The following is a 25,687-nucleotide window of genomic DNA, read 5'->3' as shown; positions in this document are numbered from 1 at the left end:
AATCAAATTTAGGGACACAGCGCTGTTAAGCGTGCGCAGGAAATTGATTTCAGGCAAAGGGCGGCGCTTGTGGTGGCGCGGACGGTGGATAGGCTGTTTGCCGTAAGATTGGCTCTGACGGTACGACAATGTCAGCAGCGGCAACATTCGGTGCAGCACCAGTTGATGGTGCGGGGGTAGGGCAAAGGAATGCCGACGAAATACGGCAGGCATCACAGATATTACTGTTATGCAGATGTTGATCCCGGTCATGTCCGTCCTGATCGACTGCGTGATCGGTGATACAGAGAACGGGATAACTGCCATCAGGCAGAACATATTCTGCAAGCAGCAATTGTTCAGGAGAAGCGAGCGTAACAGGCTTGTGCCCAAAAGCGACAAGCATCAGTGCCAATACGCTCAGAATGCGTATCGCCAATGTTGCCCGTAACTGGACTGCGCGCGTGTTCAACCCAAAATTCTCCTTCAGGATCGACCTTATCTATTCCAACGTGGCTGTCTTTGCCAAGCGTCAAATAGAAGCGTTCTTAAGGCAGTAGAAAAAGGGCGGGAGCTCAGTGCCAGGAATTTTTGCTTGCGCTCAAAGAATGCCTGCGCTCCGTTACTCTCTTACTTAAACATAGCGCCCACCGCGTTGAATGACTTCGATCTTGTAGCCGTCGGGATCTTCAACAAAGAAGAAACGTGCGACCTGCACGTCACCATTCTTAAAGTCCACCAGCTTGCCGACCTTGAAGCCCAGTTCTGTGAAACGGGCATGTTCTGCATCAAGGGCATCGACCACAAAAGCTAAATGGCCATAACCGTCGCCGAGGTTATATGGCTCTGTACGCCCCTTGTTGATGGTCAACTCTACTTCGAAGTCGGCTTCGTCATTGCGCAGATAAACAAGCGTAAAGCTTTCGAAATCAATGCGCTCGGCGATCTTCAGACCGAAAGCCTGATCATAGAAGGAAACAGACTTTCCCTCATCAAGAACGCGTATCATCGTGTGGATGGCTTTGGCCATTATGTCACCTGTCTCTCAAAACTCTTTGCTTGGTTCTATTGGCCTTTTGGCTAAAACTGCATTATCTCAAGACATGCAAAGCGGGCAAGCCGAGAGCTTGCCGCAGACGAGGTTGGAATAATGTCAGGCGTAACGCGTGAACAGGTTCTCGAACGGCTGAAAGCTGTGACAGGACCAGATTTCGAAAGCGATGTTGTGTCGCTCGGTCTGGTGTCGGATATTTTCATTGCCGACGGCAAGGTCTTCTTTTCCATCACGGTTCCTGCGGATCGCGCAAACGGGCTTGAACCGATGCGTTTGGCTGCTGAAAAGGCGGTTAAGGAAATCCCGGGTGTGTCTGGTGCGCTGGTCACGTTGACTGCGGAAAAGAAGGGCGGTCGCACAAGTGATGATGCGCCTCCTCCACCAAAACCACAGCCTCGTCCTGCACAGGCTGCGGCAGCGCCAAATCGCCAACCACCGCAACCACGTCCGGCAGCCAAGCCTGGTATTCCCGGCGTGGGCGCAATCATTGCTGTTGCATCCGGCAAGGGCGGCGTCGGTAAATCCACGACTGCGGTCAATTTGGCGCTCGGTATGGCCGCAAATGGCCTGAAAGTTGGCATTCTTGATGCCGATATTTATGGCCCATCCATGCCACGTCTGCTCGGCCTTTCCGGTCGCCCGGAAACGGTTGAAGGCCGCATTCTCAAGCCAATGGAAAACTACGGCGTCAAGGTGATGTCGATGGGTTTCATGGTGGATGAAGACACGCCGATGATTTGGCGCGGACCGATGGTCATGTCGGCGCTGACACAGATGCTGCGCGAAGTGGCATGGGGCAATCTCGACGTTCTGGTCGTCGATATGCCGCCCGGCACAGGTGATGCACAGCTCACCATGGCGCAGCAGGTGCCGCTGGCGGGTGCAGTCGTTGTTTCCACACCGCAGGATTTGGCTTTGATTGATGCGCGCAAGGGATTGGCCATGTTCCGCAAGGTCGATGTGCCGCTTTTGGGCATTGTCGAGAATATGAGCTATTTCATCGCGCCCGACACTGGCAAGCGCTATGATATTTTCGGACATGGTGGCGCGCGCAAGGAAGCTGAGCGCCTAAACGTGCCATTCCTTGGGGAAGTGCCGCTGCATATGGATGTGCGCGCGCATTCCGACAACGGCACACCGATCACAGTCGTTGAACCAGACAGCGAACATGCGAAAATCTATCGCGATATTGCAGCCAAGGTTTGGGCGAATATGAAGTCGGGTGAGGGAGCTGGAAAGCCCGCTCCGGCGATTGTGTTTGAGTAAAAAAGAAGGGCCCGTAAGGGCCCTTTTTATTATGTGATCACGCTTGGCTCAGTCCGTCCACTACGCTTTTTTACCTCGGCAACTTGTTCTGCTGCATCAATCAGCGTTGCCAGTGTTTCCTGCGTGTCGAGATCATGCTTGGCCTGATCTGCCTCATATCGCTCGATATAGATGCGGATGGTGGCACCCGATGTGCCAGTGCCGGAAAGACGCAGAACGACACGCGCACCGCCTTCAAAATAGATACGGATGCCCTGATGTTCGCTTACCGAATGGTCGATCGGATCATGATAGGCGAAATCATCGGCCTTTTCGATCTTCAGACCGTTGACGCTGGTGCCGGGCAGGCTTGCAAGCTTGCCACGCAGATCAGCAACCAGCTGTTTTGCGATGTCGGAATCAACAGCTTCATAATCGTGACGGGTGTAATAGTTGCGGCCAAAACGCGCCCAATGCTCTTCGACAATGGCTTTCACGCTTTCCTTGCGCACGGCCAGAATGTTGAGCCAAAGCAGAACCGCCCAAAGCCCGTCTTTCTCGCGCACATGGTCAGAGCCAGTGCCGGAGCTTTCTTCACCGCAGATCGTTACCTTGCCGTGGTCGAGCAGATTACCGAAGAATTTCCAGCCGGTTGGTGTCTCGTAAATGCCAATGCCGAGTTTTTCCGCAACGCGGTCAGCCGCGGCGCTGGTTGGCATGGAGCGGGCGATTCCCTTGATACCGCCCTTATAACCGGGTGCCAGATGCGCATTGGCCGCAAGCATTGCCAAAGAATCGGATGGGGTTACGAAAATGCCGCGTCCGATGATGAGATTGCGGTCGCCGTCGCCGTCCGATGCCGCGCCAAAATCCGGTGCATTATCCGACATAAGAAGGTCGTAAAGCTCTTTGGCATAAACGAGATTTGGATCGGGATGATGTCCGCCAAAATCTGGCAGCGGAACGAAGTTCATCACGCTGCCTTCCGGCGCACCAAGACGGTGCTCAAAAATTTCCTTGGCATATGGGCCGGTAACAGCATGCATGGCATCGAACTTCAACCCGAAGCCGCCCTTGATCATGGCGCGTATAGCATCAAAGTCGAAAAGGCTTTCCATCAGTTCGGCGTAGTCTGTGACTGGATCAAAGACCACGATTTCTGTGTCGCCAACTTTGGCGGTTCCAAGCGTGTTGAGGTCAATATCAGCTGCTTCTATGATCTTGTACTGATCGATCACCTTCGAGCGCGCAAAGATCGCTTCGGTGATCTTTTCAGGCGCAGGACCGCCATTGCCGATATTGTATTTGATACCGAAATCTTCGGTCGGGCCGCCGGGATTGTGGCTGGCGGAGAGAATGAGACCACCAAAAGCCTTGTATTTGCGGATCATGTTGGAAGCTGCAGGTGTGGAGAGAATACCACCCTGACCAACCATGATCCGACCGAAACCATTGGCAGCTGCAATCTTGATGACTTTCTGGATCACTTCGCGATTATAGAAGCGACCATCACCACCAACCACGAGCGTCTTGCCCGCAAAGCCGTCCAGCACATCGAAAACCGATTGGATGAAGTTTTCAGCATAATTGGGCTGCTGGAAAACCGGGACCTTCTTGCGCAGACCGGATGTTCCGGGTTGCTGATCCTGAAAGGGCGTGGTTGCAACTGTCTTGACGGTCATATTTTTCCCGTTCGATTCAATGATTTGAACTAGCAAGTGATCAGTCTTTGCGGTCATTGCAAGACAAGATAGATCAAACTTATTGTTTGAAAATAACAAACTGTGTGCTGTTCTGCAGAAACACGTCTATTTTTCATTTCTGGTGCCCTCATATGAAGCCTTGCCCAACGGAAAATCTGCCGGCAGAAATTCTCTCAAAGTTTTCGAATACAGACGGCCGTTTGATTATTGCGATTGCTGGTCCACCCGGAGCAGGTAAGTCGACGATCTCTGAGTATCTGAGGGATGCGATCAATAATGGCGGAGTAGGGCCGGCCGTTATCGTGCCGATGGACGGCTTTCATCTGGACAATGCAATCCTTGAAGAGCGCGGCCTTCGGAGCCGCAAAGGGTCGCCGCCAACTTTTGACTGCGCAGGCTTTGCAGCTCTGCTGGGGCGTTTGAAAAATGCTTCGGAAGACGTCGTGATTCCGGCCTTTGATCGTACGCTTGATCTTGCACGCGCTGGCGCAGCAATTGTGCGCGCCGATCATAAAATTCTGCTGGTCGAAGGCAATTATCTGTTGCTCGATCAGGAGCCCTGGACGGAACTCGCATCGTTTTTCGATATGACGATCTTTCTGGAAGTGCCTTTTTCCGAGCTTGAACGTCGCCTCATCCAGCGTTGGCTTGATCATGGACACACAGAAGACGCAGCACGTCAGCGCGCACTTTCCAATGATATTCCTAATGCCGAACTCGTGGTCTCATCCTCACGCGATGCGAATTACATCGTCACAACGGCATAATAACGCATGACGGAAAATTGCACCGCCAAGGCTTGCCGCAGATGATTCCTGCCTGCATGATATTCAATATCAGTTATATTCTCACGGGATCAGCCTTTCATGACAAACTATGTTTTCGCGCCTTCTCCGCAGCCATTCGTGCCGGTTAAGGGAACCGAAGCGCGTTTTCCCGTGCATCGCATTTATTGCGTCGGTCAGAACTATGCCGATCACGCGATTGAAATGGGTGGTGATCCAACGCGCAATCCGCCTTTCTTCTTCCAGAAAAACCCGGATAGCCTTGTGATTGAAGGCGGTGATTTTCCATACCCGCCGAAGACCGAAGACGTGCATCATGAGATTGAGCTGGTCGTGGCTCTCAAAACAGGTGGCAAGGACATTGCAGTCGAACAGGCACTGGATCATGTTTATGGTTATGCAGTCGGCATCGACATGACGCGCCGTGACTTGCAGGCCGTTGCAAAGAAGGCGGGTCGTCCTTGGGAAGTGGCGAAAGCTTTTGAGCATTCCGCGCCATGCTCAGCCATTGTGCCCGTATCGGAAATCGGCCATCCCGAATCGGCTGAAATTTCTCTGAAAATTAATGGAGAAACCCGCCAGTCGGGCGATCTTAATCAGATGATCTGGAAGGTTGCCGAAACGATTTCTTATCTTTCGTCTCTGTTTGAGCTTCAACCGGGTGACCTTATTTACACTGGTACACCGGCAGGCGTCGGACCTGTCCAGCGTGGTGATCTTCTCGAAGGGTCTGTGGGCGGCGTTGGGTCTATTTCTGTAAAGGTCGCCTAAGCTGGCTTAGGGGGCTCCGAGCATTTGGGTGAAAACTGCGCATTAGTTTTGTGCAGGGTAATGATAAGAATGAAAGACAGGGCGCTGGCCTCATTGGAAAGCGCTCTGATAACGGAGGAACGATGAGCACCTATCTCCCCACTGACGTGCATGACGCTCTCGAACGTTTCATTCATGAGACGCATCCGGGCCTCAATCAGACTGAGGCAATTATTCTCATTCTCCGAAAGGCGCTCGTGCATCAGGGCTATCTTGCAGCAGAGCCAGAACATGGTACACCGCCAGAAGATTTGAATGCCACGAATGACGATTGAATATGAATAAGAACCCACCTGAGGGAGCGGGCCAGAAGGCAGCTCTCGGTCGCCGCCTTCTGCTTCTGACGATTTTGGCGATTTTGCTGACATGTGCGCTCATCTGGATGAGCATTTATCTGTTTGATCCCGATGGTGGTCTCGGTTTTGACGACTTCGGAATTTTTGCACATGAATTCAATGCGATAGATACGATGCTGCCTCGCATTCTGTGAGGCTTAAAATCGTTCTATTACGCTTTGAAATATTCATTTTGACGCGCCTTTGACGTTCTGGGCTTCCGCTTTGCGTATTTTGCGTGGTACATGACTGTCATCGATTGAAAGAATATTGTCTGAACCGGGCCGCAAAACGGACCGCTCAAGCCAAGAGGGTCTTATGGCATTCGAGGACATCAAAGCGGAAATCGCCCTGCTTTTTGAGCAGATGGTAAATCAGCCGCAGGACGTTCATGAGATTCGTGAAACGGTTCGTGAGAAGCTTAACACGCTCAAAGCCACAGGTATGCCTCTGCCAGCTGATCTGGTTGAACTCGAAAAACGCATCGAACAAGATTTCGATTCATAGGATCGGTCACTCATGCGTACACAAGCTCCATCAAAGCCGCTTTCTCAGACCTTTCTTAAAGGTGCTCTCCTCCTCGGTTGTGCAATTGCTCTCAGCGCCTGCAACACGACAAGTGACGGAAAGCCTGCAAAGACCGCGCTGATTTCGCCGACTGAAAATTCAACGACGACCGCAACCGTATCTGCAACGGGCGACACGGCAACTCCAGCCGCAGGCGCCACCGCAGTTGCTGACGCTACTGCTCCTGCTGATGGAACGCAGGCAGTTGCATCGCTCGAAAGCCCGGTTCTTCCTACCAATGTACCGATTCCGGGCATTCGCGGTCAGTCTGAGCCGATGATGGCTTATGCCGGTGCGCAGGCGGAAGCCTCCCCAGCCTCCATGGCTGCCAATATGGCATTTGAAACACCTGATCACGCACCGGAAGAACTCGACGCGCTGATTACCAAATATTCTGTTGCCTATGATGTGCCGGAGCGTCTGGTACGCCGCGTTGTGCATCGCGAAAGCCGTTTTAATCCGGGTGCGCGTAATGGACCGTATTGGGGTCTGATGCAGATCAGTCATCCAACCGCGCGCGGTATGGGCTACAAGGGCAATGCCAAGGGCCTTCTCGATGCTGAGACGAACCTGAAATATGCGGTTCGTTACCTCTCCGGCGCCTATAAGGTTGCAGGTGGAGACGAAAGCCAGGCTGTTCGTTTCTATGCGCGCGGTTATTACTATGATGCCAAGCGCAAGGGATTATTGCAGGAAACCGGACTTGATGGCAGCTGGAAGCGTAGTGGTCCAACCCGCGATGCCGCAGCGGTGTCATCCGAAACGACAACTCTGCCAGATGCAGCTGCCGCTCCGTTGCCGGGTGTCGCACCGATTCAGGCTTCCTATACGCCTTCCGCGCAATAAGTTCATCCGACAAACTGTCATCTTGACGCTGCAAAGCGATGGCAGTTTGCTGTCTTAACAAAAGCGTGTCGCGGTTTATCCCAAAACCGGTTCCCACCTTTAGAAGACAAGAGCGCGTGAGATGGATGTAAAACTGCCTTATCCAATTAAATGGAAATATGATCGGGCTGAGCTTTGGGCCGATGGCGTCATCCATGTGCTGGGTGTTGCTCTGGCGCTTGCCGGTGCAATTGCCATGTTGCTCTATTTTCTACCGAATATGTCGGCAGCCACGTCGATTTCTTCGAGCGTTTATCTGGCAAGTCTTCTGGGTGCGCTCGGGATTTCAGCAGTTTATAATATCTGGCCGGTTTCGCCGACAAAATGGTTTCTGCGCCGTTTCGATCATTCGGCCATTTATCTCTTGATTGCTGGCACTTATACGCCTTTTGCCATGCATATGGGTGATCGCGCCTTGCCGCTGCTTCTCTTTGTCTGGAGCGTGGCGGTTGTCGGTATCTTTCTCAAACTCTTCATGCCCGGACGCTTTGATCGTCTATCGATCCTGCTTTATCTGGCGCTCGGCTGGAGTGGCGTCATGGTCTATGACACCATGGTGCAATCACTACCGCCTGCCGTCTTCTGGCTGATCGCTGCAGGCGGTATGGTTTATTCGCTGGGCGTGATCTTCCACGTCTGGGAACGCTTGCGTTTTCAAAATGCCATCTGGCATGGCTTTGTCGTGGTCGGCGCAGCACTTCATTATTGTGCTGTGTTTGTTGTCGGGACGTGATTTCAGTCTTAATGAAAGTCGCGTGAGTTCGGCATAATCTTCACATTTCGCGGATGACGTGCGGTCGTCTGTGAGGGCGCAATGAGCCTTTGCGGTTCGCGCCCGCTCATCTCAATGAGTGTCGCGGAACGATCCTGAATTTTTGCCGCCACCAGATGCACGACGCCCTCCGGGCTGCGCTGAACCTGCCCATCAATAAGAATAAGCCGTGCCCCCATCACTTCGCGGCGGAAGGTCTTCATGATCTTTGGCCAGACGACGATATTGGCAATGCCCGTTTCATCTTCGATGGTTAGAAACACCACACCCTTGGCGCTGCCGGGACGCTGACGCACGGTGACAATGCCCGCAACCTTCATGCGGCTTCCCTGTTTGCTTTCCTGCACGGCCCGACAGGTTGAAACACCTTCCGCAGAAAATCCTTCACGCAGATATTGCAGCGGATGGCCTTTAAGCGAGAGCCGGGTTGTTTCATAGTCGGCAATCACATGTTCGGAAGCAGCCATTTCAGGAAGTTTCGTGCGCGGTTCTTCCGCCAGTTCGCTTGTTTCGGCGGCGCGGAACAGCGGCAATGTTTCATCATTGGGCAAACGCCGCACGGCCCATAATGCGGCACGGCGGTCAATGTCGAGTGAGCCGAAAGCGTCGGCATCAGCGAGGAGAGTGAATGCGCGCCGGTCTAGTCGCAGGCGGTGGTGCATGTCTTCAATGCTGCGATAAGGATCATGTTGGCCTGCCATAAGGAGCTTGGCATTGCGCTTGGAAAACCCGTCGATCTGACGAAAGCCGAGCCGAAGCGCAAGTTTCCCGTCCTGCGTTTCTGCCAGAATATTGTCCCACTGACTAAAGTTCACATCGACAGGCAATGCCCTCACATCATGCTCACAGGCATCGCGCACGATCTGCGCTGGCGCATAAAACCCCATTGGCTGTGAATTGAGGAGCGCTGCCGCAAACACCTCTGGATGATGGCATTTGATCCATGCGGAAATATAGACCAGATGCGCAAAGCTTGCGGCATGGCTTTCCGGAAAGCCATATTCACCGAAGCCTTTGATCTGGTTGAAGCAATTCTCGGCAAAGGTCCGATCATAGCCTCGATTGACCATGCCATCGATCATCTTCGTTTCCATGGTGTGGATGGTGCCCATCTTGCGGAAGGTCGCCATGGCACGTCGCAACAGGTTGGCTTCATCTGGCGTGAATTTCGCGGCCTCAATGGCAATGCGCATGGCCTGTTCCTGAAACAGCGGCACGCCTTTGGTCTTTTCCAGAATTTTTCGCAGCTCGTCCGGCTCGCCATGTTCGGGGGAAGGCGAGGGATAGGTGACATTTTCCTGTCCGCTTCGCCGCCTCAGATAAGGATGCACCATGTCGCCCTGAATAGGGCCGGGGCGTACAATGGCGACCTGAATGACAAGATCATAATATTTTCGTGGGCGCAGGCGCGGCAGCATGTTCATCTGTGCGCGGCTTTCAACCTGAAACACGCCGACCGAATCGCCTTTGCAAAGCATGTCGTAAACAGCGTCATCTTTTCGCTCTACTGTCGCGAGCGTCAGCTTCTTGCCACCATAAAGCTGCGGTTTGTGCGTATGAATGAGGTCGAAAGCCTTACGGATGCAGGTGAGCATACCGAGCGACAACACATCGACTTTCATCAGACCGACTTCGTCGATGTCGTCCTTGTCCCATTCAATGAACGAACGTTTGTCCATTGCAGCCGGGCCGATTGGCACTGTCTCGTCCAGACGGTCACGCGTCAGCACAAACCCGCCCACATGCTGCGACAGATGCCGTGGAAAACCGATCAGCTCCAGCGCCAGTTCGACTGCACGCCGGATGATGGGATTATCGGGATCAAGCCCTGCCTGTCGGATATGTTCCTTGTCGATACCACCGCCAGATATGCCCCAGACCGTGTTGGCAAGTGCAGCCGTCACATCTTCAGTCAGGCCCAGCGCCTTGCCGACATCGCGTATGGCACTGCGCGAGCGATAGCTGATAACGGTCGCGACAATCGCCGCGCGGTCTCTCGTGTAGCGATCATAGACATATTGCATCACCTCTTCGCGCCGCTCATGCTCGAAATCGACGTCAATGTCCGGCGGCTCTTTGCGCTCGACGGAGATGAAACGCTCAAACAGAAGATCCACTTCTGCCGGGTCTACGCCCGTTATGCCCAGACAGAAACACACAACAGAATTGGCTGCTGATCCTCGCCCCTGACACAGGATTTTTTGCTCGCGGGCAAAGCTCACAATGTCATGGACGGTGAGAAAGTAAGCCGCATATTGCAGTTGTTCGATCAGTGCCAGTTCCTTACGGATCAGTCCTTGCACCTTCAGCGGTATGCTATCCGCGCCATAATGCTGGGCAGCGCCGTCCCATGTCAGATCATGCAAATGCTGTTGTGGTGTCTTGCCCGGTGGCACTGGCTCATCAGGATAATCATAACTCAGCTCATCAAGCCTGAATGTGATAGGCGTTACAAAATCGGCGGTTGTCTCAATCGCTGCCGGGTAATTGCGGAACAGGCGCACCATTTCATGCGGTGGTTTGAGGTGGCGCTCGGCGTTCTTTTCAAGCAATCGCCCTGCCGCGAAAACCGTTGTGTAATGCCGTGTTGCCGTCAGCACATCTTGCAGCGCACGGCGATCCGTATGGTGATAAAGCACATCATTGGTGGCAAGCAACGGCACATTCGCTTCCACTGCAAAGCGTGCGATGCGCTCTGCGCGGCGTCCGTCATGACCCTGATGCGGCATGGTCAGCGCCAGCCAGACAGAGCCGGGAGCGGCTTGTGCGATCTCCGTCAGACGTGCAGCAAAATCAGGATCATCTTCATCGGGAGCAAAGACTGCGATCTGAAACTGCCGCGCCCGAAATAGCAGATCACCCCATTCAAGATGGCATTCTCCCTTGGCGACAGCGCGGTGTTTGCCATCCGTCAGCAGGCGGCACAATTGTCCATAGGCCGCGCGATCACGCGGATAGACGACCATGTCTGGCGTGCCGTCGATGAAGGAAAGGCGGCAGCCGATGAACAGACGGAAGTCGCATGTGTCGCGAATATCTTTCCATGCAGCATGAGCGCGAACCACACCGGCCAGCGTGTTGCGGTCAGCAATGCCTATACCGGACAGCCCGAGTGCGTGGGCTTGCAAGACCAGCTCCTGCGGATGCGATGCGCCACTCAGGAAAGAAAAGTTGCTGGCCACAGCCATTTCAAAATAGCGGGGCATCACGCAAACAGCCCATGCAAAAACCAGCGCGGATGATTAAAGCCGTCAAAAAGCCCTTCGCGGAAAATCCAGAAGCGCTGGCCGTTATCATCCTCCACGCGGTAATAATCGCGCAGCTTCGGCACATCATGACCGATGGAAAGCCACCATTCCGGTTCGATCCGTTCTGGGCCTTCGGCAAGGCGCACATGATGACGCACACGCCGCCACAGGAAAAACGACGGCGGACTGTCGGGTACTTCTGCAATACTCTCTATTGGCTGCGGCGGACGAAACAGTTTGATTGGTCGCGCGGGCGGATCATCGGGAAGTGTTGGGCTGCTTTCATAATAGTCTTCGCTTTTGCGGATTTGCAGGGCAGGGCGCAGGCCAAAAGCACGTTCTGGAATATGCGTGTTGCGCGAGAAGGAAACCAGTACACGCTCCTGCCCCAGTCGCGCCGAAAGCCGGTCGATCAACTGGCTGAAGCCAGCTTCATCTTCTTCATGCTGATCAAGCCCTGTCTGGCGCTGGGCGATTGCTCCGCTGCGAAGTGCTGCCAGACGGATCATGTCGAAGCCAAAACCGGCATCAAGCGGATCGGTGAGAGCCTTGAGCCGCTCCCGTGCCAGCCTGAGAAATACCCGATCTTCACGCAAAGGCTGGCCAGTTTCGATACGGATATGGCGCACCTCGCCGTCGACACGGAAGAAGGATGCTTCGATCAGAAGCGCGCCTTTTCCCTCGACTTCAAGAAGTGCAAACAGCTCCTGCGCCAGCTCCTGCAAAATTTGCTCAACAAGCTCCATCACCGTGACCGGTTCGGACATGCGACGTTCGGCAATGTTGAGCGGCACGATACGCATGGGCGAAATCGGTGCGCGCTCCTGTCGTACCAGCCGGTCAAGCTTGGTGGCAAGGTCGGTTCCAAAACGCGCAGTCAAGGCTGCGCGGGGCAGCGCCATCACATCGCCAATGCGCTTTAGCCCGGCGCGTTTAAGGCCCGTCTCAGCAGTCTCGTTCAGTTCAAGAGAACTGATCGGCAGGCGTGGTAAAAAATGGTCGGCACCAGCCTTGCTGAAAACGCCGCCGCGCGTTCCGCGTGCCAGCAGCCGTGCGGCAAAGCTGTTGTCAGCCATTGCCGCCTGTATGTTCAGGCCAGCCCGTTCAATCCGCATGATTGCGTCCTCACGCATGGCAGCAAGCCCGCCAAAAAGATGTGCGCAGCCGGTGATGTCGAGCATCAGCCCATGCGGCTCGTCAAAGGCTATAAGCGGCGTGTAGCGTTCGCACCAATGGGCAAGACGCTTGAGCAACGCTGCATCGCGTTCCGGTGCGGCTGTTGCAACATCAAGCCTTTCCACCCGCGCTCGCGCATCGGTCAGCGCCATGCCGGGGAAAAGACCGAGCTTTGCAGCTGTAGCATCCACTGCCGTCAGGCGCAGCGCATTGGCCGTGCGCTCGGTGACGACAAGCGGCATTTTTTCTGTGCCATCATGCTGAATGTTGTTGCGAAGCCGGTCGGTCGGCAGAAACGGAAACCAGAGGGCGAGGAACACGCGATCTGCCGTTCTGTTCGGCTGTTCCAAATTCGAGGGTTTCATTGTTCCATTCCATGATCCATTGCCCACAGGTGCCGTGTCGATTGCGTTCCAGAATTGCGGAAAAAACCGGTTTTCCGGGTGCATTCGCGCCGCTGGAGCGGGAGGATGCAGGTGCCACCCGCCAGCGGCTGACGGCAGCGCTCTGCACGCCTGTTCGGTGGCTTCTGAGCAGGATGACAGGCAAGTGTGCGGTTTCGGTTGCCAGAAGCAGGCGACGCGAGGCGGTCAGGTCGAGACATTTCGGCTGGCCACTCACCGAGGCGACCACGCCGGAAATGAGGTTCGAAGCCTTGCCACTGGCCTCTTCAAGCGCATCATTCGCTGCTTTTAAAACATCTTGAGCGGTGGGGCAGCGCACGATCAGCAGGCGTGATGGATTGATTCCGAAGGCATGAAGTCCCGGCGGATAAAGCCCGCCATATTCGCTTGAGGCGCTTTCTTCCTCAATCCAGATGACTGGTCTTCTTGAAGGGGATGCACGCAAAGCCATTGCTAGCGCGAAACCGGTAGCGGCCATATGTGCACCGGGGTTTTCAGCAAAAACCTCATGCAGTGCATCGCCTCTCAGGCCATGCGGAAAAGCATCATCAGCTCCGGTAAGGCCGAGCGTGAAACTGCCTGAACGCCCGCAGCCTGTTCCGGTCTCGTCTGTAAAACTCGCCTGTGAGGCATTGCCTTCGATGGCCGTAACCATGCGCCGCAACGCCGTGATGTCGATGCCGCTCACGTTCAAAACCCTGTGTTTGTAAGGATGCAATTCCAGACGTAAACTGTTTCACGCTTTTATTGGAATGCTATTTGTTCACTTTATGTTCTAGTATTGAATCGAGTCCGCAAAGAGTCAAGCGGGATCAGCTGTGAGGACGTGTGGATAAGAAAAATGCTTCCTCTCAGATAGCACTCTGAAAGGAAGCATCTACGGTGGTGGTTGATCAGATCAGGCGGCTTCTTTGAAAGGCACTCCCGCCAGTTGGGCGAGATGGCCACCAAGATCGGTGCCAGCACCTGCCGCATTGACGGTATCAAAATAATCATGCCAACCGGTGGCGGTGATTCCGGCAATCAGCATGTCGAGAGCCATCTCATCCGGGAAGCGCCAAATCGCAAAAAAGCTTTGCTTCGGCGCATAAGGTTTGGTTGGGTCAATAGGGCCGAGGGCCAGAGCCTCGATACCATGTTCGGCCAGACTGCCCATGCCGGCACCGACCTTTTCAAAGAAAACCTGCCCGCCTTGCGCATCAAGTTCAAGCCAGCTTGTCTTGGGAGAATAGAGTTCTGCGAGATAATGGGTCATGTCGTTTCCGGGAGGTTATTTAGAAAAGGAACGGAGTGCGCGTTTGCAGATACGTGCAGTCGCGGGATTTGTGCTTGCTTCAAGCCAGTCAGCGCAAAGCGCCTTGACCCATTCGGGTCGGCTTTTGGCTGCATCATTGAGCCAGTTGGCGACCGAATCGTGCACATAAGGTGCGGGATCGGCGCGAAGTGGTGTCAGAATTGACAAAGCCTTTTCTGGGGCTTCTTTCAGGCTTTTGATATGTGCCGACCAAACGCCACGCGGACGGGTGGCTTCGCAGGCAAATCGCCGGATATAGGGGGACGGGTCGGCAGTCCATGGCGTAAGCAGTTGGATCGTCTGGTTAATCTCAGAAGAAATATGCTCGCGAAGACCGAGCCATGCCCATTCGCGCACGCCAAAATGTAGATCATCTGCGAGCGGGCGTATGAGCTTCAGACGTTCTGCAAGAGAAAGGCTTTCTAACTGACCGATGGCAAAACAGGCCCAGCCGCGCACGGTATCTGACGGATGGATACTCAGAGAATTGATTACTTGACCGCCAGAGCGTGAGAGCAAAAGCTGTGCTGCCAGCATCATGCGGCGTGAAATGCCAAGATCTTTGGCTTCATGCATTGCCTGCAAGGCGTCCCGATCAATGGCCGGAAATACGTTTTGCATGAGGCTCGCAAAGTCAATCGCCAGACATTCGGTCAGTACGGTCGTTTCAACCGCTCCGCTGTGTAATGCAGAAAGTCGTTCGGCCGAGATATCGGAAATTTTCAGCGGCGATTTGCTCATGACTTTCGTCCCGCATCCGTGCGGCTGAAAATACGGCGCAGCAATGTGCTGAGCACTGCTTGTTCATCGGCGGAAAGATCGCTCATCAGGCTCGCAATCCATGTTGTATGTTCAACGAAAAGCTGTTGCGCCAATCGCGCTCCTTCGGATGTCAGCCTGATCGTCAGTTTGCGGCGATCCTGCGTGTCCGCATGGCGCTTGAGAAAGCCATCGCGTTCCAAGCCATCAAGCAGGCCGGTAATGGTCGCGCGTGTCACGCCAGCACGCTCTGAAAGCTCGTGTGGTGAAAGGCCATCAGGCGCATTCTGCAAAAGAAACAACAGAACAAACTTGCCTTCGGAAAGCTTGTGGGGGGCAAGCCTGTTGGCACAATCGTGGTCAATTGCAGCGGCAAGCGACAGGATTTCAAAACAGGTTTTCAGCGCGTCAGCAGACGGGCTGCTGAGGCGTTCCAGTTCACCCAAAAGCGCGTGATGTTTTTGCTCGATAATTTCCATACGTCGCCATATAGTATGGCGCCATACTAAAAGCAAATGGTTTAGATCGTCTGACTGAGATTGGATCATCTTGATAGGCTTCCATATACGGTTTATATATGTTTCATATATATTGAACTGGAAAGTATTATGGGTATCGTAAAAATCAGCGATGAACTGCATGAGGAATTGCGCAAGGCAAGTGATGTCATGTGCCGTTCGATCAATGCGCAGGCTGAATACTGGATGAAAATCGGTATGTTGGCGCAGGCAAATCCGGAACTGTCCTTCAATGAGATCGTGCAGATGCAGTTGCGCGCGGCACAAGTCGTGCTTCCCGTTCTGGTGGTGCAGTCATCATGACAAAGACACCTGCCGAGGTGGAAAAAATGGCGGCTTCAGGCGCGCTACTGGCGTCCGTTTTTACACTTCTCGATCATACACCGCTTGCTGGCCTGACTACGATGCAGGTCAATGATCTGGTTGAGGATTATATCACCCGCGAATTACAGGCGCGGCCTGCAAGTAAAGGGCAGTATGATTTTCCTTATGTGCTCAATGCCTCAAGGAATGAAGTCGTCTGCCATGGAATGCCATCGGATAGCGAAGTCATCGAAAATGGTGAGATTATCAATTTCGACATTACCCTTGAGAAGGACGGCTATATCGCTGATTCCAGCAAAACCTATATGGTCGGTGAAGTGGCTCCCTTTGCTTCGCGTCTGGTGCGTGTGACCTATGAGGCGCTATGGAAGGGCATTGCTGCCGTGCGTCCCGGCGCTACGCTAGGCGATATTGGCTATGCTATCGAGCGTCACGCAAAGCGTCATGATTACAGCGTGGTGCGTGAATATTGCGGCCATGGCATTGGTCGTGAAATGCATGAGGAGCCGCAGGTTCTGCATTTCGGCAAGCCGGGCACGGGTGAGCGTCTGCGTGAAGGCATGGTGTTCACCATCGAGCCGATGCTCAATCAGGGCACAGCCAAGGTAAAGACCGAAAAAGACGGTTGGACAGTTGTGACGCGCGATGGAAAATTGTCAGCGCAGTTTGAACATACCGTCGCTGTCACGTCGAATGGCGTGCGGGTGCTGACCTTACGTCCTGGTGAAGAAAAGATGCTCGCAGCAATCAGAAACGCTGTCTGACATTATCAAATTTTGTCTGCCAGCAAGAGCACGAAGATAATCGTTCCGCCAATGCTCAATCCGCTTGCCAGAATGACTCCTATGATGACAGGCGCGAGTTTCAGAAAGGAAATATAGGGCGATATTTCCAGCTGAAAATTTGGCCGGATTTTTTCAGGCGTAAGACAGGTAATTTCGTAATCGCCGGGTATCGTGCATTCAAAATTACCAAGGGCATGAGAAGCATAGCCCTGCATGTCCGTCCGTCTGACGCTGAACAGAGAACGGCTTGTAGTACGATAGGCGATTGGCGTGTTGGTTGGATGTGACCTGATCGCAAACAGCGTCGAGAAATAAGCGGTTCCCGTCAGAACAGTCAGTGGTGGAAAGACGATGCTGACTGTGTACTGTCCCGCTTTTGGCAAGTGAAAGACATGTGGCCGGCTGTCGACTCTAAAGCGATGACGAATCGCTGGCATCATCACACCCCACAGAATGGGAATGCCGCGGGTCAGCAGATAAATCCCGAGCACAATGCAAAGAGGTGCTGCCAGATAGAGAAACACAGCTCGGGCTCCATTTGGGTTTTAAAATAAAAAACCCGCCGGAAGGCGGGCTTTTGCCGTATTCTAAAAAGTTTAGCGACGGTCGCGTGCAGCCAATGTGCGCAGACGAAGTGCATTGAGCTTGATGAAACCTGCTGCGTCCTTCTGGTCATAGGCGCCCTGATCGTCTTCAAACGTCACGAGCTTGTCGGAATAAAGCGACTTGTCCGATTCACGGCCAGTTACGATCACATTGCCCTTATAGAGCTTGAGCGTGACTTCACCTTCGACGTGACGCTGGCTGAGATCGATAGCAGCCTGCAGCATTTCGCGTTCTGGCGAGAACCAGAAACCGTAATAGATGAGTTCCGCATAGCGTGGCATCAGCTCATCCTTGAGGTGCGCCGCACCACGATCGAGCGTGATCGATTCGATGGCGCGGTGTGCTGCCAACAGGATCGTGCCACCTGGCGTTTCGTAGACGCCGCGCGATTTCATGCCGACGAAGCGGTTTTCAACGAGGTCAAGACGACCAATGCCGTTGTCACGGCCATAATCGTTGAGCTTGGCAAGCAGTGTTGCAGGCGACAGACGTTCGCCATTGATCGAAACAGCATCACCCTTTTCAAAGCCAATCTTGATGATGGTTGGTGTATCCGGGGCGGTTTCTGGCGAAATCGTGCGCATATGCACATATTCAGGCGCTTCGATCGCCGGATCTTCCAGAACCTTGCCTTCGGACGAAGAGTGCAGCAGATTTGCGTCAACCGAGAATGGCGCTTCGCCCTTCTTGTCTTTCGCAACCGGAATCTGGTGCTGTTCAGCAAATTCGAGCAGATGCGTGCGGCTCTTGAACGACCAGTCGCGCCATGGAGCGATGATCTTGATGTCCGGGTTCAGCGCATATGCGGAAAGCTCGAAGCGAACCTGATCATTGCCCTTGCCGGTCGCGCCGTGCGCAATTGCGTCAGCGCCGGTTTTCTTGGCGATTTCAATGAGGTGCTTGGAGATCAGCGGACGGGCAATCGAGGTACCGAGAAGGTAGACGCCTTCATAGACGGCATTGGCGCGGAACATCGGGAAGACGAAATCGCGCACGAACTCTTCGCGCACATCCTCAACGAAGATTTCCTTGATGCCCAGCATTTCGGCCTTCTTGCGTGCTGGTTCAAGTTCTTCGCCCTGGCCGAGATCGGCGGTAAAGGTGACGACTTCTGCGTTAAGCTCAGTCTGCAACCATTTCAGGATGATCGAGGTGTCGAGACCGCCAGAATAGGCGAGAACGACCTTTTTAACGTCTTTCAGCTTGCTCATAGTTCACTTCCGTCTGAGATGCGATTGTGGCCCAAAGGGCCGTAGAACAGGATGTTGCAGTTCTTTTATCAGTTGCTAAGCGGCGCGCAAGCCGGATGGCACTCTGTCAGCGAAAAGAAAGCGTCATCTGCCATTTTGGACAGTCTTGACTGTCACTTTGATTTGTAACTATAAAAGTTACATGATTAAGTCTGACAATCCATTTACCGACCCGCAGCTCGTAGCACGTTACGCAGAAGGGCCGCCGAAAGCTGTGCCGGGCTTTCGGGATATGCAGCGCATGACGCGTTTGCTGCTTGCCGAAATCGTGTCCGATACTGCAAGCATTCTGGTGTTGGGTGCGGGCGGTGGTCTTGAACTCAAGCTCTTTGCGGAAAATCACCCGCATTGGACCTTTGAAGGTGTCGACCCTTCCGCAGAAATGCTTCAATTGGCGCGGCAAAACCTTGGCACCAATGCAGCTCGTGTGAACTTCCATGAAGGCTATATCGATAGCGCAGCTCTCGGGCTATTTGATGGAGCGGTCTGTTTGCTGACTATGCATTTTCTGGATGAGAGAACGCGCAAACAAACTCTTTCCGACATCCATTGCCGCTTGAAACCCGGCGCACCATTTATCATGGCACATTTCAGTTTTGAGCAGGCCAGCGCTGATGAGCGCGCTTTGTGGCTTTCACGCTATTCTGCCTTTTTGAATGATTCCGGTGTCGATATGGCAAGTGCAGTAAAAGCCGGTACAGCGATCAATGAGCGTTTGCATATTCTTACGCCGCAACAGGATGAGGCGCTGATGCGTGGTGCGGGCTTCAAGGATCTGAGCCTTTTTTATGCATCTTTCACCTATCGCGGATGGGTTGCCTACGCATAAATAAGGGACGCTGAGGCGGGTAAAAGAATCCTATGGCGGCGCAATTGAATTCGCGTTAGCTTGCCGCGAATTCTCGGAGTGCCTTTCGATGTCTTTTCTGACAAACCTGACCTTCATTCCCGAATGGACTATCTTCGTCCAGTTCGTGATCGCTACTGCAATTTTATCCATCACCCCCGGCCCAGACATGACGCTTTTCGTCGGTCGTGCGCTTTCTGAAGGCAAGGCCGCTGGCTTTGCCTGTATGGCAGGCGCAAGCACCGGCATTGTTGTGCATACGAGCATGGTAGCACTTGGACTTTCAGCGCTCATCCTCGCTTCGCCTGCAGCCTTCACCGCATTGAAGGTGGTGGGTGCGGTATATCTCGTTTGGCTTGCAGTACAGGCCATCCGCAAAGGTTCGGCATTTTCACCGGAAAAGAATGGCGGCAAGAAGCACACGTTGGTTCAGAACTGGGCGACCGGACTTGGCATCAACCTGCTCAATCCGAAGATCATCCTGTTCAACATGACCTTCCTGCCGCAGTTCGTTTCGGCACATGATCCTCATGCGATGGGAAAGCTGTTCTTTCTGGGATTGTCCTTCATTACGCTGGCACTGCCTTTCACCATTCCAATGGTGGTTGCAGCCGACAAGTTCGCCGGTCTTCTCAAGAAGAACCCAACTGTTACGCGAATTGTCGATTGGCTTTTTGCGGGCGTCTTCTCGGCTTTTGCGCTGAAAATTATCACCGCACAGGCAAAGTGAAATTACGCAGCCGGTCCGTTAGAGTGCGTTTTGATCTGATTGGATCAGATCAGCGCTCTAACTTATTTTTTTACCGCGCATCTTTGTCCGAAAACCGTTTCACACTTTTCGGGATGCGCTCTAAAAATCGCCCGGCGTTGCGACCGGCAATCAGCCAGTAGACGAAGCCGCCGACGATGCCTGAACATGCAAAGGCGCCGGTCAGAAGAGCGATACTTGCAGCAATCCGTTGATCAGCGACAGCAAGTAGCGATCCAGCGCCCACTCCCAGCAGGCCAATCACAAGTCCGCCAATGCAATAGGGCAGGGATGATTTCCAGCCACGCACTTCGCTGATCACGATCAGCACCACTGCCGGGAAAAAGCTGAAACCACCCGCCATTGTGGCCAGTACAGGGCCACCTATCAGAACCGCCGCATAAAAGCCGGTCATATCCCAGGCGTCGCGAATCTCGTTGAAAACATCCTGAAAGAACGGATCGGAAAGCGCATAACCGAGCACATCGATCTGGCTATACAGAATGGCCGCCAGAAAGAATCCGGCGGCCAGAACGGCTACGCAATAGCCGAAAACAATAACAACAAAACGCGAGATATAATCGAACGTATCAGTCAACCGCGCTTAGTCCTCGTAAATTACTCACCGTGTCCGGCGATCATCATCGCTTCAAGCGCCAGACGTTCTGTCTTGCGCATACGTTCTGATTCCGACTTCAACTGACCACAGGCCGCCAGAATATCGCGGCCGCGTGGCGTGCGGATCGGTGAAGCGTAGCCTGCCGCATTCACATAATCGGCGAAGCGTTCAATATGTTCCCAGTCGGAGCACTGGTAGTTGGTGCCCGGCCATGGGTTGAACGGAATGAGATTGATCTTGGCCGGAATACCGCGCAGCAGCTTCACCAGCAGCTTGGCGTCTTCCATGCTGTCATTGATGTCCTTGAGCATCACATATTCAAAGGTGATGCGCTTGGCATTCGACAAGCCGGGATATTCACGGCAAGCCTTGATCAGCTGTTCCAGCGGATATTTCTTGTTGATCGGCACCAGAAGATCGCGCAGTTCGTCGCGCACGGCATGCAGCGAGATCGCCAGCATCACGCCGATTTCTTCGCCGGTGCGATAGATTTCCGGCACAACACCAGAGGTCGAAAGCGTGATACGACGCTTGGAAAGTGCCAGCCCATCACCATCGGATGCAATCAGGAGAGCCTTCTTCACTTCCTCGAAGTTATAAAGCGGCTCACCCATACCCATCATGACAATGTTGGTGACCTTGCGCCCTTCAGCAGGCACGATAGCGCCATCCGGTGTGTCGGTATCCGGGAAATCACCAAGACGATCACGCGCGGTCAACAGCTGCGCCAGAATTTCTTCTGATGTCAGATTGCGAACCAGCTTTTGTGTGCCGGTGTGGCAAAAGGAGCAGGTAAGCGTGCAACCAACCTGAGAAGAAATGCAAAGCGTGCCACGGCCTTCTTCAGGAATATAAACGCATTCGATTTCGACAGGGCGTCCGGCACCGCGTGGTGGGAAGCGGAACAGCCATTTGCGCGTTCCATCCTGCGAGATTTGTTCTTCAACCACTTCCGGGCGCGCAATAGTGAAATGCTGCGCCAGAAGCGCGCGCAGATCCTTGGAAATGTTGCGCATATCGGCAAAGTCGGAAACGCCGCGCACGTACAGCCAGTGCCAGAGCTGCGCAATGCGCATCTTGACCTGCTTTGGCAGAACGCCAACCTTGATCAGTTCATCAGCCATTTCCTCGCGCGACATGCCTATGAGCGACGGCTTCTGCTCCATGTTTGCGCGCACATGGCGGGCAAGCTGGTCGCGCGTATCATCAATGGTTAGGTCGAACGAAATGGACATATGTTTTCAACTGTTGAGGGCGCCGCATAAAGCGCGCCTGTAAACACGATCTGTTGCATGGATATATGGGCTCGTTCATCTGAAATGCGAGCCTGTTGCGCGCGCTCATAGCACACAATATGTGATCCGTCATCCCGCAGTCTGTCGCGGCAGGCATGCATAAGTGACAATACAACGTCAAAAAGAAAAGCCGGAGCGGAGCCCCGGCTTAATAATTTAACTCGAACCGATTGGCTTATTTGCACTTCTGAATGGCTGCGAGCGCTGCCGAAATGCCCTTTAGCGAATAGGTGTAATTGGTCTTGGTGCCGCGCTTGGACTGTGCCTGCACCTTCATGTCCGAACCGCCGCGCATTGCTGCGATCAGCTGTGGCTCTTCCGCTGCATTTTCCATCCAGCCGGATTTGCCATTGACGAACATCGTGAAATTGCGGTTGCCGATAGTCACGATAACCTTGGCATTCGCATTGGTATTCAGCTCATAACCGGCCATGAACTGTGGTTCAAAGCTGACGTTCTGTCCTGGCTTCTGGCTCACGAGGAAGAAGTTATCGCCATGATCAACGTTAGCAGGCGCTTTCTGCGTCGGAACGGACAGGACATAGCAAACCTTGCCATTGCCTGACTGATAGCTATAGGCGCCCCAGGCGTCGAACTGCTTAATCTGGGTCGGTGTCTGGGCGAGTGCCGAACCCGCCATTGCAATCGTAAACACCGAAGCCGCGACGATCGATTTTCCAAGCATGGTTTTTTACCGGTTCTCTTTCGTTTGCTTCAAAGTCGAATATCGGGATGTCGCCGTTCATCACGCCGTCCCGTTTAGTGACCCTTAATGTGCCTTAATCTGGGTTACCAAACGGTGAAGTTTTGAAAGAAAACTTGAACGAGTAGACCTAAGTCCCCGCGATCCCGTTGCCAACTTCATCCAAAAGAAAGCGGCAAGAGTTTGTCATATTGCGTCAATGCACGATGATCGTGATGTCGCCCCATAACAAAGCTGTGAAGGGGAGAGGCCGCTTTAAGCAGCCTCACCGTCGTCGCGAAGAGCCTCACGGGCTGCGATTCTATGGGCGGGCGTTATATGTGTGCGAACAGCAGTCAATGCCGCCATAAGCACTGCAATGTCATCGGTGAAACCAATGCCAACCAGCATATCGGGGATGACATCGAAGGGCAGAACGAAATAGGCAAGAGCTGCCATCAGTGTCATGCGCACACGAGTCGGCGTGTTCTGGTCGAGCGCGCAATAATAGGCGGCCACAACCTCATCCATAAACGGAACCATACGACCGGCACGACGTGCGGTCTTCCAGAATCCTTTTTTCACCCGTTCGCTGCGATCATTGAAATCGCCTTCATTGCCGGGCTCCAGGATTTCATCAATCTTGACGCTATCCATGTTTGGGCAATCTCCAGTAAGCCGAATGCAAGGCCACAATAGCATTGGAAATGGGAATATTGCATCCAGCTTTCAAGTCGGAACGCATTTCCTGCATGAACCGTCAGCTACAAAAAGCCTCTGAAATCAACAAAATATGGATTCCAGAAAAATCGGGTTTCGGCCTGATTTGCCTGCGTGAACGAGCTTAAAGCATGTCGCGGAAAAGTGGGAACCGGTTTTCCGATAAAGACATGCATAAAAATAAAGATATAGAGCGAGCGCGGTAACTAGGATTAAGCGCGACATGCTCTGGTTGATTGGAGAACCTTGATGCATTTCACCGGCTATGGCGAAAATTTTGTGCGCAGTGACCGGTCAAGCCAGTTCTATCGCGGCCATCAGCTGGCGGCAGCTCAGGACATTAGCGATCATGTCACCATCGATGTGAAGGATGGCATTTGCTACGACATCACCGCCTATATGCGTTTTCTGCTGGGGGCAGGTATTTCCGAGCACACGTTACGCGGCACATCGGGCCAAAACTGGATTCCGCTGCTGAATTTCAAAGCCGGTGAACTGTGGAACGGCTATTCGGCGCTTCCATACGGGCGGGCGATTGGCTTCTACGACGTGAAAGCGGGGCACATTTTTCATTCAGCCGTTGCGGTCGGTGACATCTATATTCGCAGCATCAATGGCGGAACGCTCGGTCAGAACTGGAGTGATCGTATCGATCTAACCAAAGCGCTCCCTTATATGGGACGAAATCGCGAAGGCAATTTCACGCATCAGAAAAAGCCGATAATCGTTTATATTTCAAAAGTTTGATCGTTCTAAACCAGCGCATTCATCTTGCGAGCAAGCTTGATGTCCAACTCGGTGATTCCGTTCTCGCTGTGGGTCGAGAGCGTGACATCGACACGATTATAGACATTGAACCATTCGGGGTGATGGTCAAGCTTTTCGGCATAAAGTGCTGCTCGGGCCATGAAGCCGAACGCCGCGTTAAAGTCCTTGAATTTAAAACTTTTGCTGATTGCTTCGCGGTCATCGACCTTCTGCCAGCCATTAAGCTCGCCAAGTGCCTGTTTCAGTTCGTCATCAGTCAGCCTGTTGCGTGCCATTGTCTTTTGCCTATGTTGTTGGCTATTCAGCTCTAACTTATCATAGCCGCGAGAGTTCCGTGACCCGATCAGCCCCGACCAGTATTCTATTTGTCTGTGCAGGCAATATCTGCCGTTCGCCGCTTGCGGAAGGCGTGATGGCTCAGGTTCTGGCTGAGCGTCGCATTGATCATGTGCTGATCGATTCGGCGGGCACAAATGGCTACCACACTGGCGAAGAACCGGATGATCGTTCGATCCGTGTTGCAGCGAAACATGGCCTCGATATTTCCGAGCAGCGCTGCCGCCAACTGACGCCGGGCGACTTTACGCGTTTTGATCTCATCCTAGGGATGGATCGCTATAATATGCGCATGATCGCTCAAAGACAGCCTGCAAATGCAAGCGCTCGTATCGGGCTTTTCACCGAAATTGCAGAAGGAAAAGCCGTTGAAATCCCCGATCCTTACTATGGAGATATCGGGGATTTCGAACAGGTTTACCGGATGGTTCTAGCCTCATCAAAGGCGCTTGCCGACCAGTTCTGGCGTGAAACGGCCATCAAAGGCCAGGCTTCCTCGACGACATAAGGTCCGCCGCCGACAGAATCGCGTGAGGACATCAGCACGAAGCGGCCTACCTTGAACGGCATTGTTGAGAAATTACCTCTTGATGAGAGATAATGCACGACATCCGCAATGTGCGGATTTCGCAGCCGTGCCAAAGTCACATGGGGTGTGAATTTACGCGGATCGGCGGGAATGCGAAGCCGCTGGCAAATGCGTTCGATTTCGCCTTGCAATGCGTTGAGTTCAGGCGAGGGGGATACGCCCGCATAGATGCTGTGCGGCTTCTTGGAACCGAACGCATCGACACCTGACAGGTTGAGCATGAATTCGGGGCGCCGCACGCGATCAAGCGCATTGGCAACCTCGTCGGCCACATGGCCTTCCACATCTCCGATAAAACGCAGGGTTATGTGGTAATTTTCGACATCAATCCAGCGTGCGCCGGGGAGGCCGCCTCGTAATAACGAGAGCGAAAGCGCGGCGTCGCGCGGGATTTCGAGGGCAGTAAAGAGACGCGGCATAAAGCATCCTCCTCGAATCGTTCTGCGCCAGAGCGTCGTGTGGTCTAAGCCACGGGAGGACGCTCTGAGTTAGAGTGCCTATGCATCGATCATCAGAAAAACGAATCTTCTTCCCTTACCGATGCAACTCTCAGCGAATCATTCTTCGCTGTTTTGAGCAAGCTG

31 protein-coding genes are annotated in these 25,687 nt (G+C 53.5%); 14 read left to right on the top strand and 17 right to left on the bottom strand.

Features of this window, described 5'->3' with window-relative positions; translation table 11 throughout:
- Positions 1–49 precede the first annotated feature (49 nt).
- Together ABWV94_RS05640 and ABWV94_RS05635 are read right to left on the bottom strand one after the other, a co-directional pair.
- A complete protein-coding gene (locus ABWV94_RS05640) occupies positions 50–451 on the bottom strand; it encodes a hypothetical protein (protein WP_007873017.1) in 402 nt (133 codons plus the stop codon).
- Between the two features lie 162 nt (positions 452–613).
- Positions 614–1,009, bottom strand: a complete 396-nt coding sequence (locus ABWV94_RS05635; RefSeq protein WP_064320011.1) for a VOC family protein — start codon at positions 1,007–1,009, stop codon at positions 614–616.
- 120 nt (positions 1,010–1,129) lie between these two features.
- Between ABWV94_RS05635 and apbC the strand changes: the two genes are divergently transcribed.
- Positions 1,130–2,299 (top strand): iron-sulfur cluster carrier protein ApbC, encoded by a 1,170-nt coding sequence (apbC, locus tag ABWV94_RS05630; protein WP_113496089.1) that lies wholly within the window; start codon positions 1,130–1,132, stop codon positions 2,297–2,299.
- 29 nt (positions 2,300–2,328) lie between these two features.
- Here the strand turns inward: apbC and ABWV94_RS05625 are convergent, their stop codons facing one another.
- Positions 2,329–3,960 (bottom strand): alpha-D-glucose phosphate-specific phosphoglucomutase, encoded by a 1,632-nt coding sequence (locus ABWV94_RS05625; RefSeq protein WP_113496088.1) that lies wholly within the window; start codon positions 3,958–3,960, stop codon positions 2,329–2,331.
- A 152-nt stretch (positions 3,961–4,112) separates the two neighbouring features.
- On the opposite strand from ABWV94_RS05625, the gene ABWV94_RS05620 reads away from it, so the two are divergent.
- From ABWV94_RS05620 to trhA, 7 genes are all read left to right on the top strand, one after another.
- On the top strand, positions 4,113–4,748 hold the full coding sequence (locus tag ABWV94_RS05620; protein WP_113496087.1) for a nucleoside/nucleotide kinase family protein: 636 nt from the start codon (positions 4,113–4,115) through the stop codon (positions 4,746–4,748).
- Positions 4,749–4,847: 99 nt separating this feature from the next.
- Entirely contained in the window at positions 4,848–5,537 is a 690-nt protein-coding gene (locus ABWV94_RS05615) for a fumarylacetoacetate hydrolase family protein (protein ID WP_113496086.1), read from the top strand.
- Positions 5,538–5,659: 122 nt separating this feature from the next.
- On the top strand, positions 5,660–5,851 hold the full coding sequence (locus ABWV94_RS05610; protein WP_007873025.1) for a hypothetical protein: 192 nt from the start codon (positions 5,660–5,662) through the stop codon (positions 5,849–5,851).
- 2 nt (positions 5,852–5,853) lie between these two features.
- Positions 5,854–6,066 carry a hypothetical protein gene (locus ABWV94_RS05605; protein WP_039859432.1) on the top strand — a complete coding sequence of 71 codons (213 nt, stop codon included), beginning with the start codon at positions 5,854–5,856 and terminating at the stop codon, positions 6,064–6,066.
- Between the two features lie 163 nt (positions 6,067–6,229).
- Entirely contained in the window at positions 6,230–6,418 is a 189-nt protein-coding gene (locus tag ABWV94_RS05600; RefSeq protein WP_007873027.1) for a hypothetical protein, read from the top strand.
- Positions 6,419–6,430: 12 nt separating this feature from the next.
- The gene (locus ABWV94_RS05595) at positions 6,431–7,324 is read left to right on the top strand and encodes a transglycosylase SLT domain-containing protein (RefSeq protein WP_113496085.1); all 894 of its coding nucleotides are present in this window, start codon (positions 6,431–6,433) and stop codon (positions 7,322–7,324) included.
- Between the two features lie 121 nt (positions 7,325–7,445).
- Positions 7,446–8,096 (top strand): PAQR family membrane homeostasis protein TrhA, encoded by a 651-nt coding sequence (gene trhA / locus ABWV94_RS05590; protein WP_113496084.1) that lies wholly within the window; start codon positions 7,446–7,448, stop codon positions 8,094–8,096.
- An 8-nt stretch (positions 8,097–8,104) separates the two neighbouring features.
- Here the strand turns inward: trhA and ABWV94_RS05585 are convergent, their stop codons facing one another.
- The 6 genes from ABWV94_RS05585 to ABWV94_RS05560 form a co-directional block, all read right to left on the bottom strand.
- Entirely contained in the window at positions 8,105–11,341 is a 3,237-nt protein-coding gene (locus ABWV94_RS05585; RefSeq protein ID WP_353412796.1) for an error-prone DNA polymerase, read from the bottom strand.
- Positions 11,341–12,801, bottom strand: a complete 1,461-nt coding sequence (locus ABWV94_RS05580; RefSeq protein WP_113496210.1) for a Y-family DNA polymerase — start codon at positions 12,799–12,801, stop codon at positions 11,341–11,343. The genes ABWV94_RS05585 and ABWV94_RS05580 overlap by 1 nt, the downstream gene beginning before the upstream one ends.
- 13 nt (positions 12,802–12,814) lie before the next feature.
- Complete coding sequence (locus ABWV94_RS05575) at positions 12,815–13,651, bottom strand: ImuA family protein (protein ID WP_113496211.1); 837 nt, start codon at positions 13,649–13,651, stop codon at positions 12,815–12,817.
- A gap of 210 nt (positions 13,652–13,861) precedes the next feature.
- On the bottom strand, positions 13,862–14,218 hold the full coding sequence (locus ABWV94_RS05570) for a DUF6616 family protein (protein ID WP_113496082.1): 357 nt from the start codon (positions 14,216–14,218) through the stop codon (positions 13,862–13,864).
- A 15-nt stretch (positions 14,219–14,233) separates the two neighbouring features.
- On the bottom strand, positions 14,234–14,998 hold the full coding sequence (locus ABWV94_RS05565; RefSeq protein ID WP_113496081.1) for a DNA alkylation repair protein: 765 nt from the start codon (positions 14,996–14,998) through the stop codon (positions 14,234–14,236).
- Positions 14,995–15,495 (bottom strand): MarR family winged helix-turn-helix transcriptional regulator, encoded by a 501-nt coding sequence (locus ABWV94_RS05560; protein WP_113496080.1) that lies wholly within the window; start codon positions 15,493–15,495, stop codon positions 14,995–14,997. The genes ABWV94_RS05565 and ABWV94_RS05560 overlap by 4 nt, the downstream gene beginning before the upstream one ends.
- Positions 15,496–15,624: 129 nt before the next feature.
- Here ABWV94_RS05560 and ABWV94_RS05555 point away from each other — a divergent pair, with 129 nt between their 5' ends.
- Together ABWV94_RS05555 and map are read left to right on the top strand one after the other, a co-directional pair.
- Entirely contained in the window at positions 15,625–15,837 is a 213-nt protein-coding gene (locus ABWV94_RS05555) for a ParD-like family protein (RefSeq protein ID WP_112804586.1), read from the top strand.
- A complete protein-coding gene (gene map / locus ABWV94_RS05550; RefSeq protein ID WP_113496079.1) occupies positions 15,834–16,622 on the top strand; it encodes a type I methionyl aminopeptidase in 789 nt (262 codons plus the stop codon). The genes ABWV94_RS05555 and map overlap by 4 nt, the downstream gene beginning before the upstream one ends.
- 5 nt (positions 16,623–16,627) lie before the next feature.
- Here the strand turns inward: map and ABWV94_RS05545 are convergent, their stop codons facing one another.
- Together ABWV94_RS05545 and ABWV94_RS05540 are read right to left on the bottom strand one after the other, a co-directional pair.
- Entirely contained in the window at positions 16,628–17,167 is a 540-nt protein-coding gene (locus ABWV94_RS05545; RefSeq protein WP_353412792.1) for a hypothetical protein, read from the bottom strand.
- Positions 17,168–17,239: 72 nt separating this feature from the next.
- Positions 17,240–18,460, bottom strand: a complete 1,221-nt coding sequence (locus ABWV94_RS05540) for an argininosuccinate synthase (RefSeq protein WP_007873048.1) — start codon at positions 18,458–18,460, stop codon at positions 17,240–17,242.
- 181 nt (positions 18,461–18,641) lie between these two features.
- On the opposite strand from ABWV94_RS05540, the gene ABWV94_RS05535 reads away from it, so the two are divergent.
- Together ABWV94_RS05535 and ABWV94_RS05530 are read left to right on the top strand one after the other, a co-directional pair.
- Positions 18,642–19,328, top strand: coding sequence for a class I SAM-dependent methyltransferase (locus ABWV94_RS05535; protein ID WP_113496078.1), 687 nt, complete (start codon positions 18,642–18,644; stop codon positions 19,326–19,328).
- Positions 19,329–19,416: 88 nt separating this feature from the next.
- Positions 19,417–20,076, top strand: a complete 660-nt coding sequence (locus ABWV94_RS05530; protein ID WP_353412790.1) for a LysE family translocator — start codon at positions 19,417–19,419, stop codon at positions 20,074–20,076.
- A gap of 70 nt (positions 20,077–20,146) precedes the next feature.
- Here ABWV94_RS05530 and ABWV94_RS05525 read toward each other — a convergent pair whose 3' ends face one another.
- From ABWV94_RS05525 to ABWV94_RS05510, 4 genes are all read right to left on the bottom strand, one after another.
- Positions 20,147–20,692, bottom strand: a complete 546-nt coding sequence (locus tag ABWV94_RS05525) for a hypothetical protein (protein WP_112804588.1) — start codon at positions 20,690–20,692, stop codon at positions 20,147–20,149.
- Positions 20,693–20,712: 20 nt separating this feature from the next.
- Positions 20,713–21,948: a dual-specificity RNA methyltransferase RlmN gene (gene rlmN / locus ABWV94_RS05520; RefSeq protein ID WP_064320025.1), complete on the bottom strand. Its 1,236-nt coding sequence runs from the start codon at positions 21,946–21,948 to the stop codon at positions 20,713–20,715.
- Positions 21,949–22,183: 235 nt separating this feature from the next.
- Positions 22,184–22,693 (bottom strand): invasion associated locus B family protein, encoded by a 510-nt coding sequence (locus tag ABWV94_RS05515; protein WP_064320026.1) that lies wholly within the window; start codon positions 22,691–22,693, stop codon positions 22,184–22,186.
- A 273-nt stretch (positions 22,694–22,966) separates the two neighbouring features.
- Positions 22,967–23,347: a YkvA family protein gene (locus ABWV94_RS05510; RefSeq protein WP_064320027.1), complete on the bottom strand. Its 381-nt coding sequence runs from the start codon at positions 23,345–23,347 to the stop codon at positions 22,967–22,969.
- A 312-nt stretch (positions 23,348–23,659) separates the two neighbouring features.
- Between ABWV94_RS05510 and ABWV94_RS05505 the strand changes: the two genes are divergently transcribed.
- Positions 23,660–24,157 carry a hypothetical protein gene (locus ABWV94_RS05505; protein WP_064320028.1) on the top strand — a complete coding sequence of 166 codons (498 nt, stop codon included), beginning with the start codon at positions 23,660–23,662 and terminating at the stop codon, positions 24,155–24,157.
- 5 nt (positions 24,158–24,162) lie between these two features.
- Here ABWV94_RS05505 and ABWV94_RS05500 read toward each other — a convergent pair whose 3' ends face one another.
- Positions 24,163–24,453, bottom strand: a complete 291-nt coding sequence (locus tag ABWV94_RS05500; protein WP_113496077.1) for a 4a-hydroxytetrahydrobiopterin dehydratase — start codon at positions 24,451–24,453, stop codon at positions 24,163–24,165.
- Positions 24,454–24,512: 59 nt separating this feature from the next.
- Between ABWV94_RS05500 and ABWV94_RS05495 the strand changes: the two genes are divergently transcribed.
- Entirely contained in the window at positions 24,513–25,022 is a 510-nt protein-coding gene (locus ABWV94_RS05495) for a low molecular weight protein-tyrosine-phosphatase (protein ID WP_194779095.1), read from the top strand.
- Here the strand turns inward: ABWV94_RS05495 and thpR are convergent.
- Positions 24,932–25,522: an RNA 2',3'-cyclic phosphodiesterase gene (thpR, locus tag ABWV94_RS05490; RefSeq protein WP_079211375.1), complete on the bottom strand. Its 591-nt coding sequence runs from the start codon at positions 25,520–25,522 to the stop codon at positions 24,932–24,934. The genes ABWV94_RS05495 and thpR overlap by 91 nt on opposite strands.
- Positions 25,523–25,687: the final 165 nt, after the last annotated feature.

It is taken from the genome of Brucella sp. NBRC 12953, assembly GCF_040369775.1.
GTDB classification, from domain to species: domain Bacteria; phylum Pseudomonadota; class Alphaproteobacteria; order Rhizobiales; family Rhizobiaceae; genus Brucella; species Brucella pseudogrignonensis.
The sequence above is the reverse complement of the archived record's forward strand: the minus strand, read 5'-3'. Positions and strand labels throughout refer to the sequence as shown.

What these genes read in the sequence shown, in the direction of transcription:
- ABWV94_RS05595 (WP_113496085.1), top strand. Translation starts at nt 6,431, where the DNA reads ATGCGTACACAAGCTCCATCAAAGCCGCTTTCTCAGACCTTTCTTAAA.
- ABWV94_RS05500 (WP_113496077.1), bottom strand. Translation starts at nt 24,453, where the DNA reads ATGGCACGCAACAGGCTGACTGATGACGAACTGAAACAGGCACTTGGC.
- rlmN (WP_064320025.1), bottom strand. Translation starts at nt 21,948, where the DNA reads ATGTCCATTTCGTTCGACCTAACCATTGATGATACGCGCGACCAGCTT.
- ABWV94_RS05585 (WP_353412796.1), bottom strand. Translation starts at nt 11,341, where the DNA reads ATGCCCCGCTATTTTGAAATGGCTGTGGCCAGCAACTTTTCTTTCCTG.
- ABWV94_RS05635 (WP_064320011.1), bottom strand. Translation starts at nt 1,009, where the DNA reads ATGGCCAAAGCCATCCACACGATGATACGCGTTCTTGATGAGGGAAAG.
- ABWV94_RS05510 (WP_064320027.1), bottom strand. Translation starts at nt 23,347, where the DNA reads ATGGATAGCGTCAAGATTGATGAAATCCTGGAGCCCGGCAATGAAGGC.
- ABWV94_RS05530 (WP_353412790.1), top strand. Translation starts at nt 19,417, where the DNA reads ATGTCTTTTCTGACAAACCTGACCTTCATTCCCGAATGGACTATCTTC.
- ABWV94_RS05580 (WP_113496210.1), bottom strand. Translation starts at nt 12,801, where the DNA reads ATGCCGCTTGTCGTCACCGAGCGCACGGCCAATGCGCTGCGCCTGACG.
- apbC (WP_113496089.1), top strand. Translation starts at nt 1,130, where the DNA reads ATGTCAGGCGTAACGCGTGAACAGGTTCTCGAACGGCTGAAAGCTGTG.
- ABWV94_RS05505 (WP_064320028.1), top strand. Translation starts at nt 23,660, where the DNA reads ATGCATTTCACCGGCTATGGCGAAAATTTTGTGCGCAGTGACCGGTCA.
- ABWV94_RS05570 (WP_113496082.1), bottom strand. Translation starts at nt 14,218, where the DNA reads ATGACCCATTATCTCGCAGAACTCTATTCTCCCAAGACAAGCTGGCTT.
- ABWV94_RS05610 (WP_007873025.1), top strand. Translation starts at nt 5,660, where the DNA reads ATGAGCACCTATCTCCCCACTGACGTGCATGACGCTCTCGAACGTTTC.
- ABWV94_RS05515 (WP_064320026.1), bottom strand. Translation starts at nt 22,693, where the DNA reads ATGCTTGGAAAATCGATCGTCGCGGCTTCGGTGTTTACGATTGCAATG.
- ABWV94_RS05620 (WP_113496087.1), top strand. Translation starts at nt 4,113, where the DNA reads ATGAAGCCTTGCCCAACGGAAAATCTGCCGGCAGAAATTCTCTCAAAG.
- map (WP_113496079.1), top strand. Translation starts at nt 15,834, where the DNA reads ATGACAAAGACACCTGCCGAGGTGGAAAAAATGGCGGCTTCAGGCGCG.
- ABWV94_RS05565 (WP_113496081.1), bottom strand. Translation starts at nt 14,998, where the DNA reads ATGAGCAAATCGCCGCTGAAAATTTCCGATATCTCGGCCGAACGACTT.
- ABWV94_RS05560 (WP_113496080.1), bottom strand. Translation starts at nt 15,495, where the DNA reads ATGGAAATTATCGAGCAAAAACATCACGCGCTTTTGGGTGAACTGGAA.
- ABWV94_RS05600 (WP_007873027.1), top strand. Translation starts at nt 6,230, where the DNA reads ATGGCATTCGAGGACATCAAAGCGGAAATCGCCCTGCTTTTTGAGCAG.
- ABWV94_RS05555 (WP_112804586.1), top strand. Translation starts at nt 15,625, where the DNA reads ATGGGTATCGTAAAAATCAGCGATGAACTGCATGAGGAATTGCGCAAG.
- thpR (WP_079211375.1), bottom strand. Translation starts at nt 25,522, where the DNA reads ATGCCGCGTCTCTTTACTGCCCTCGAAATCCCGCGCGACGCCGCGCTT.
- ABWV94_RS05540 (WP_007873048.1), bottom strand. Translation starts at nt 18,460, where the DNA reads ATGAGCAAGCTGAAAGACGTTAAAAAGGTCGTTCTCGCCTATTCTGGC.
- ABWV94_RS05615 (WP_113496086.1), top strand. Translation starts at nt 4,848, where the DNA reads ATGACAAACTATGTTTTCGCGCCTTCTCCGCAGCCATTCGTGCCGGTT.
- ABWV94_RS05605 (WP_039859432.1), top strand. Translation starts at nt 5,854, where the DNA reads ATGAATAAGAACCCACCTGAGGGAGCGGGCCAGAAGGCAGCTCTCGGT.
- ABWV94_RS05535 (WP_113496078.1), top strand. Translation starts at nt 18,642, where the DNA reads ATGATTAAGTCTGACAATCCATTTACCGACCCGCAGCTCGTAGCACGT.
- trhA (WP_113496084.1), top strand. Translation starts at nt 7,446, where the DNA reads ATGGATGTAAAACTGCCTTATCCAATTAAATGGAAATATGATCGGGCT.
- ABWV94_RS05625 (WP_113496088.1), bottom strand. Translation starts at nt 3,960, where the DNA reads ATGACCGTCAAGACAGTTGCAACCACGCCCTTTCAGGATCAGCAACCC.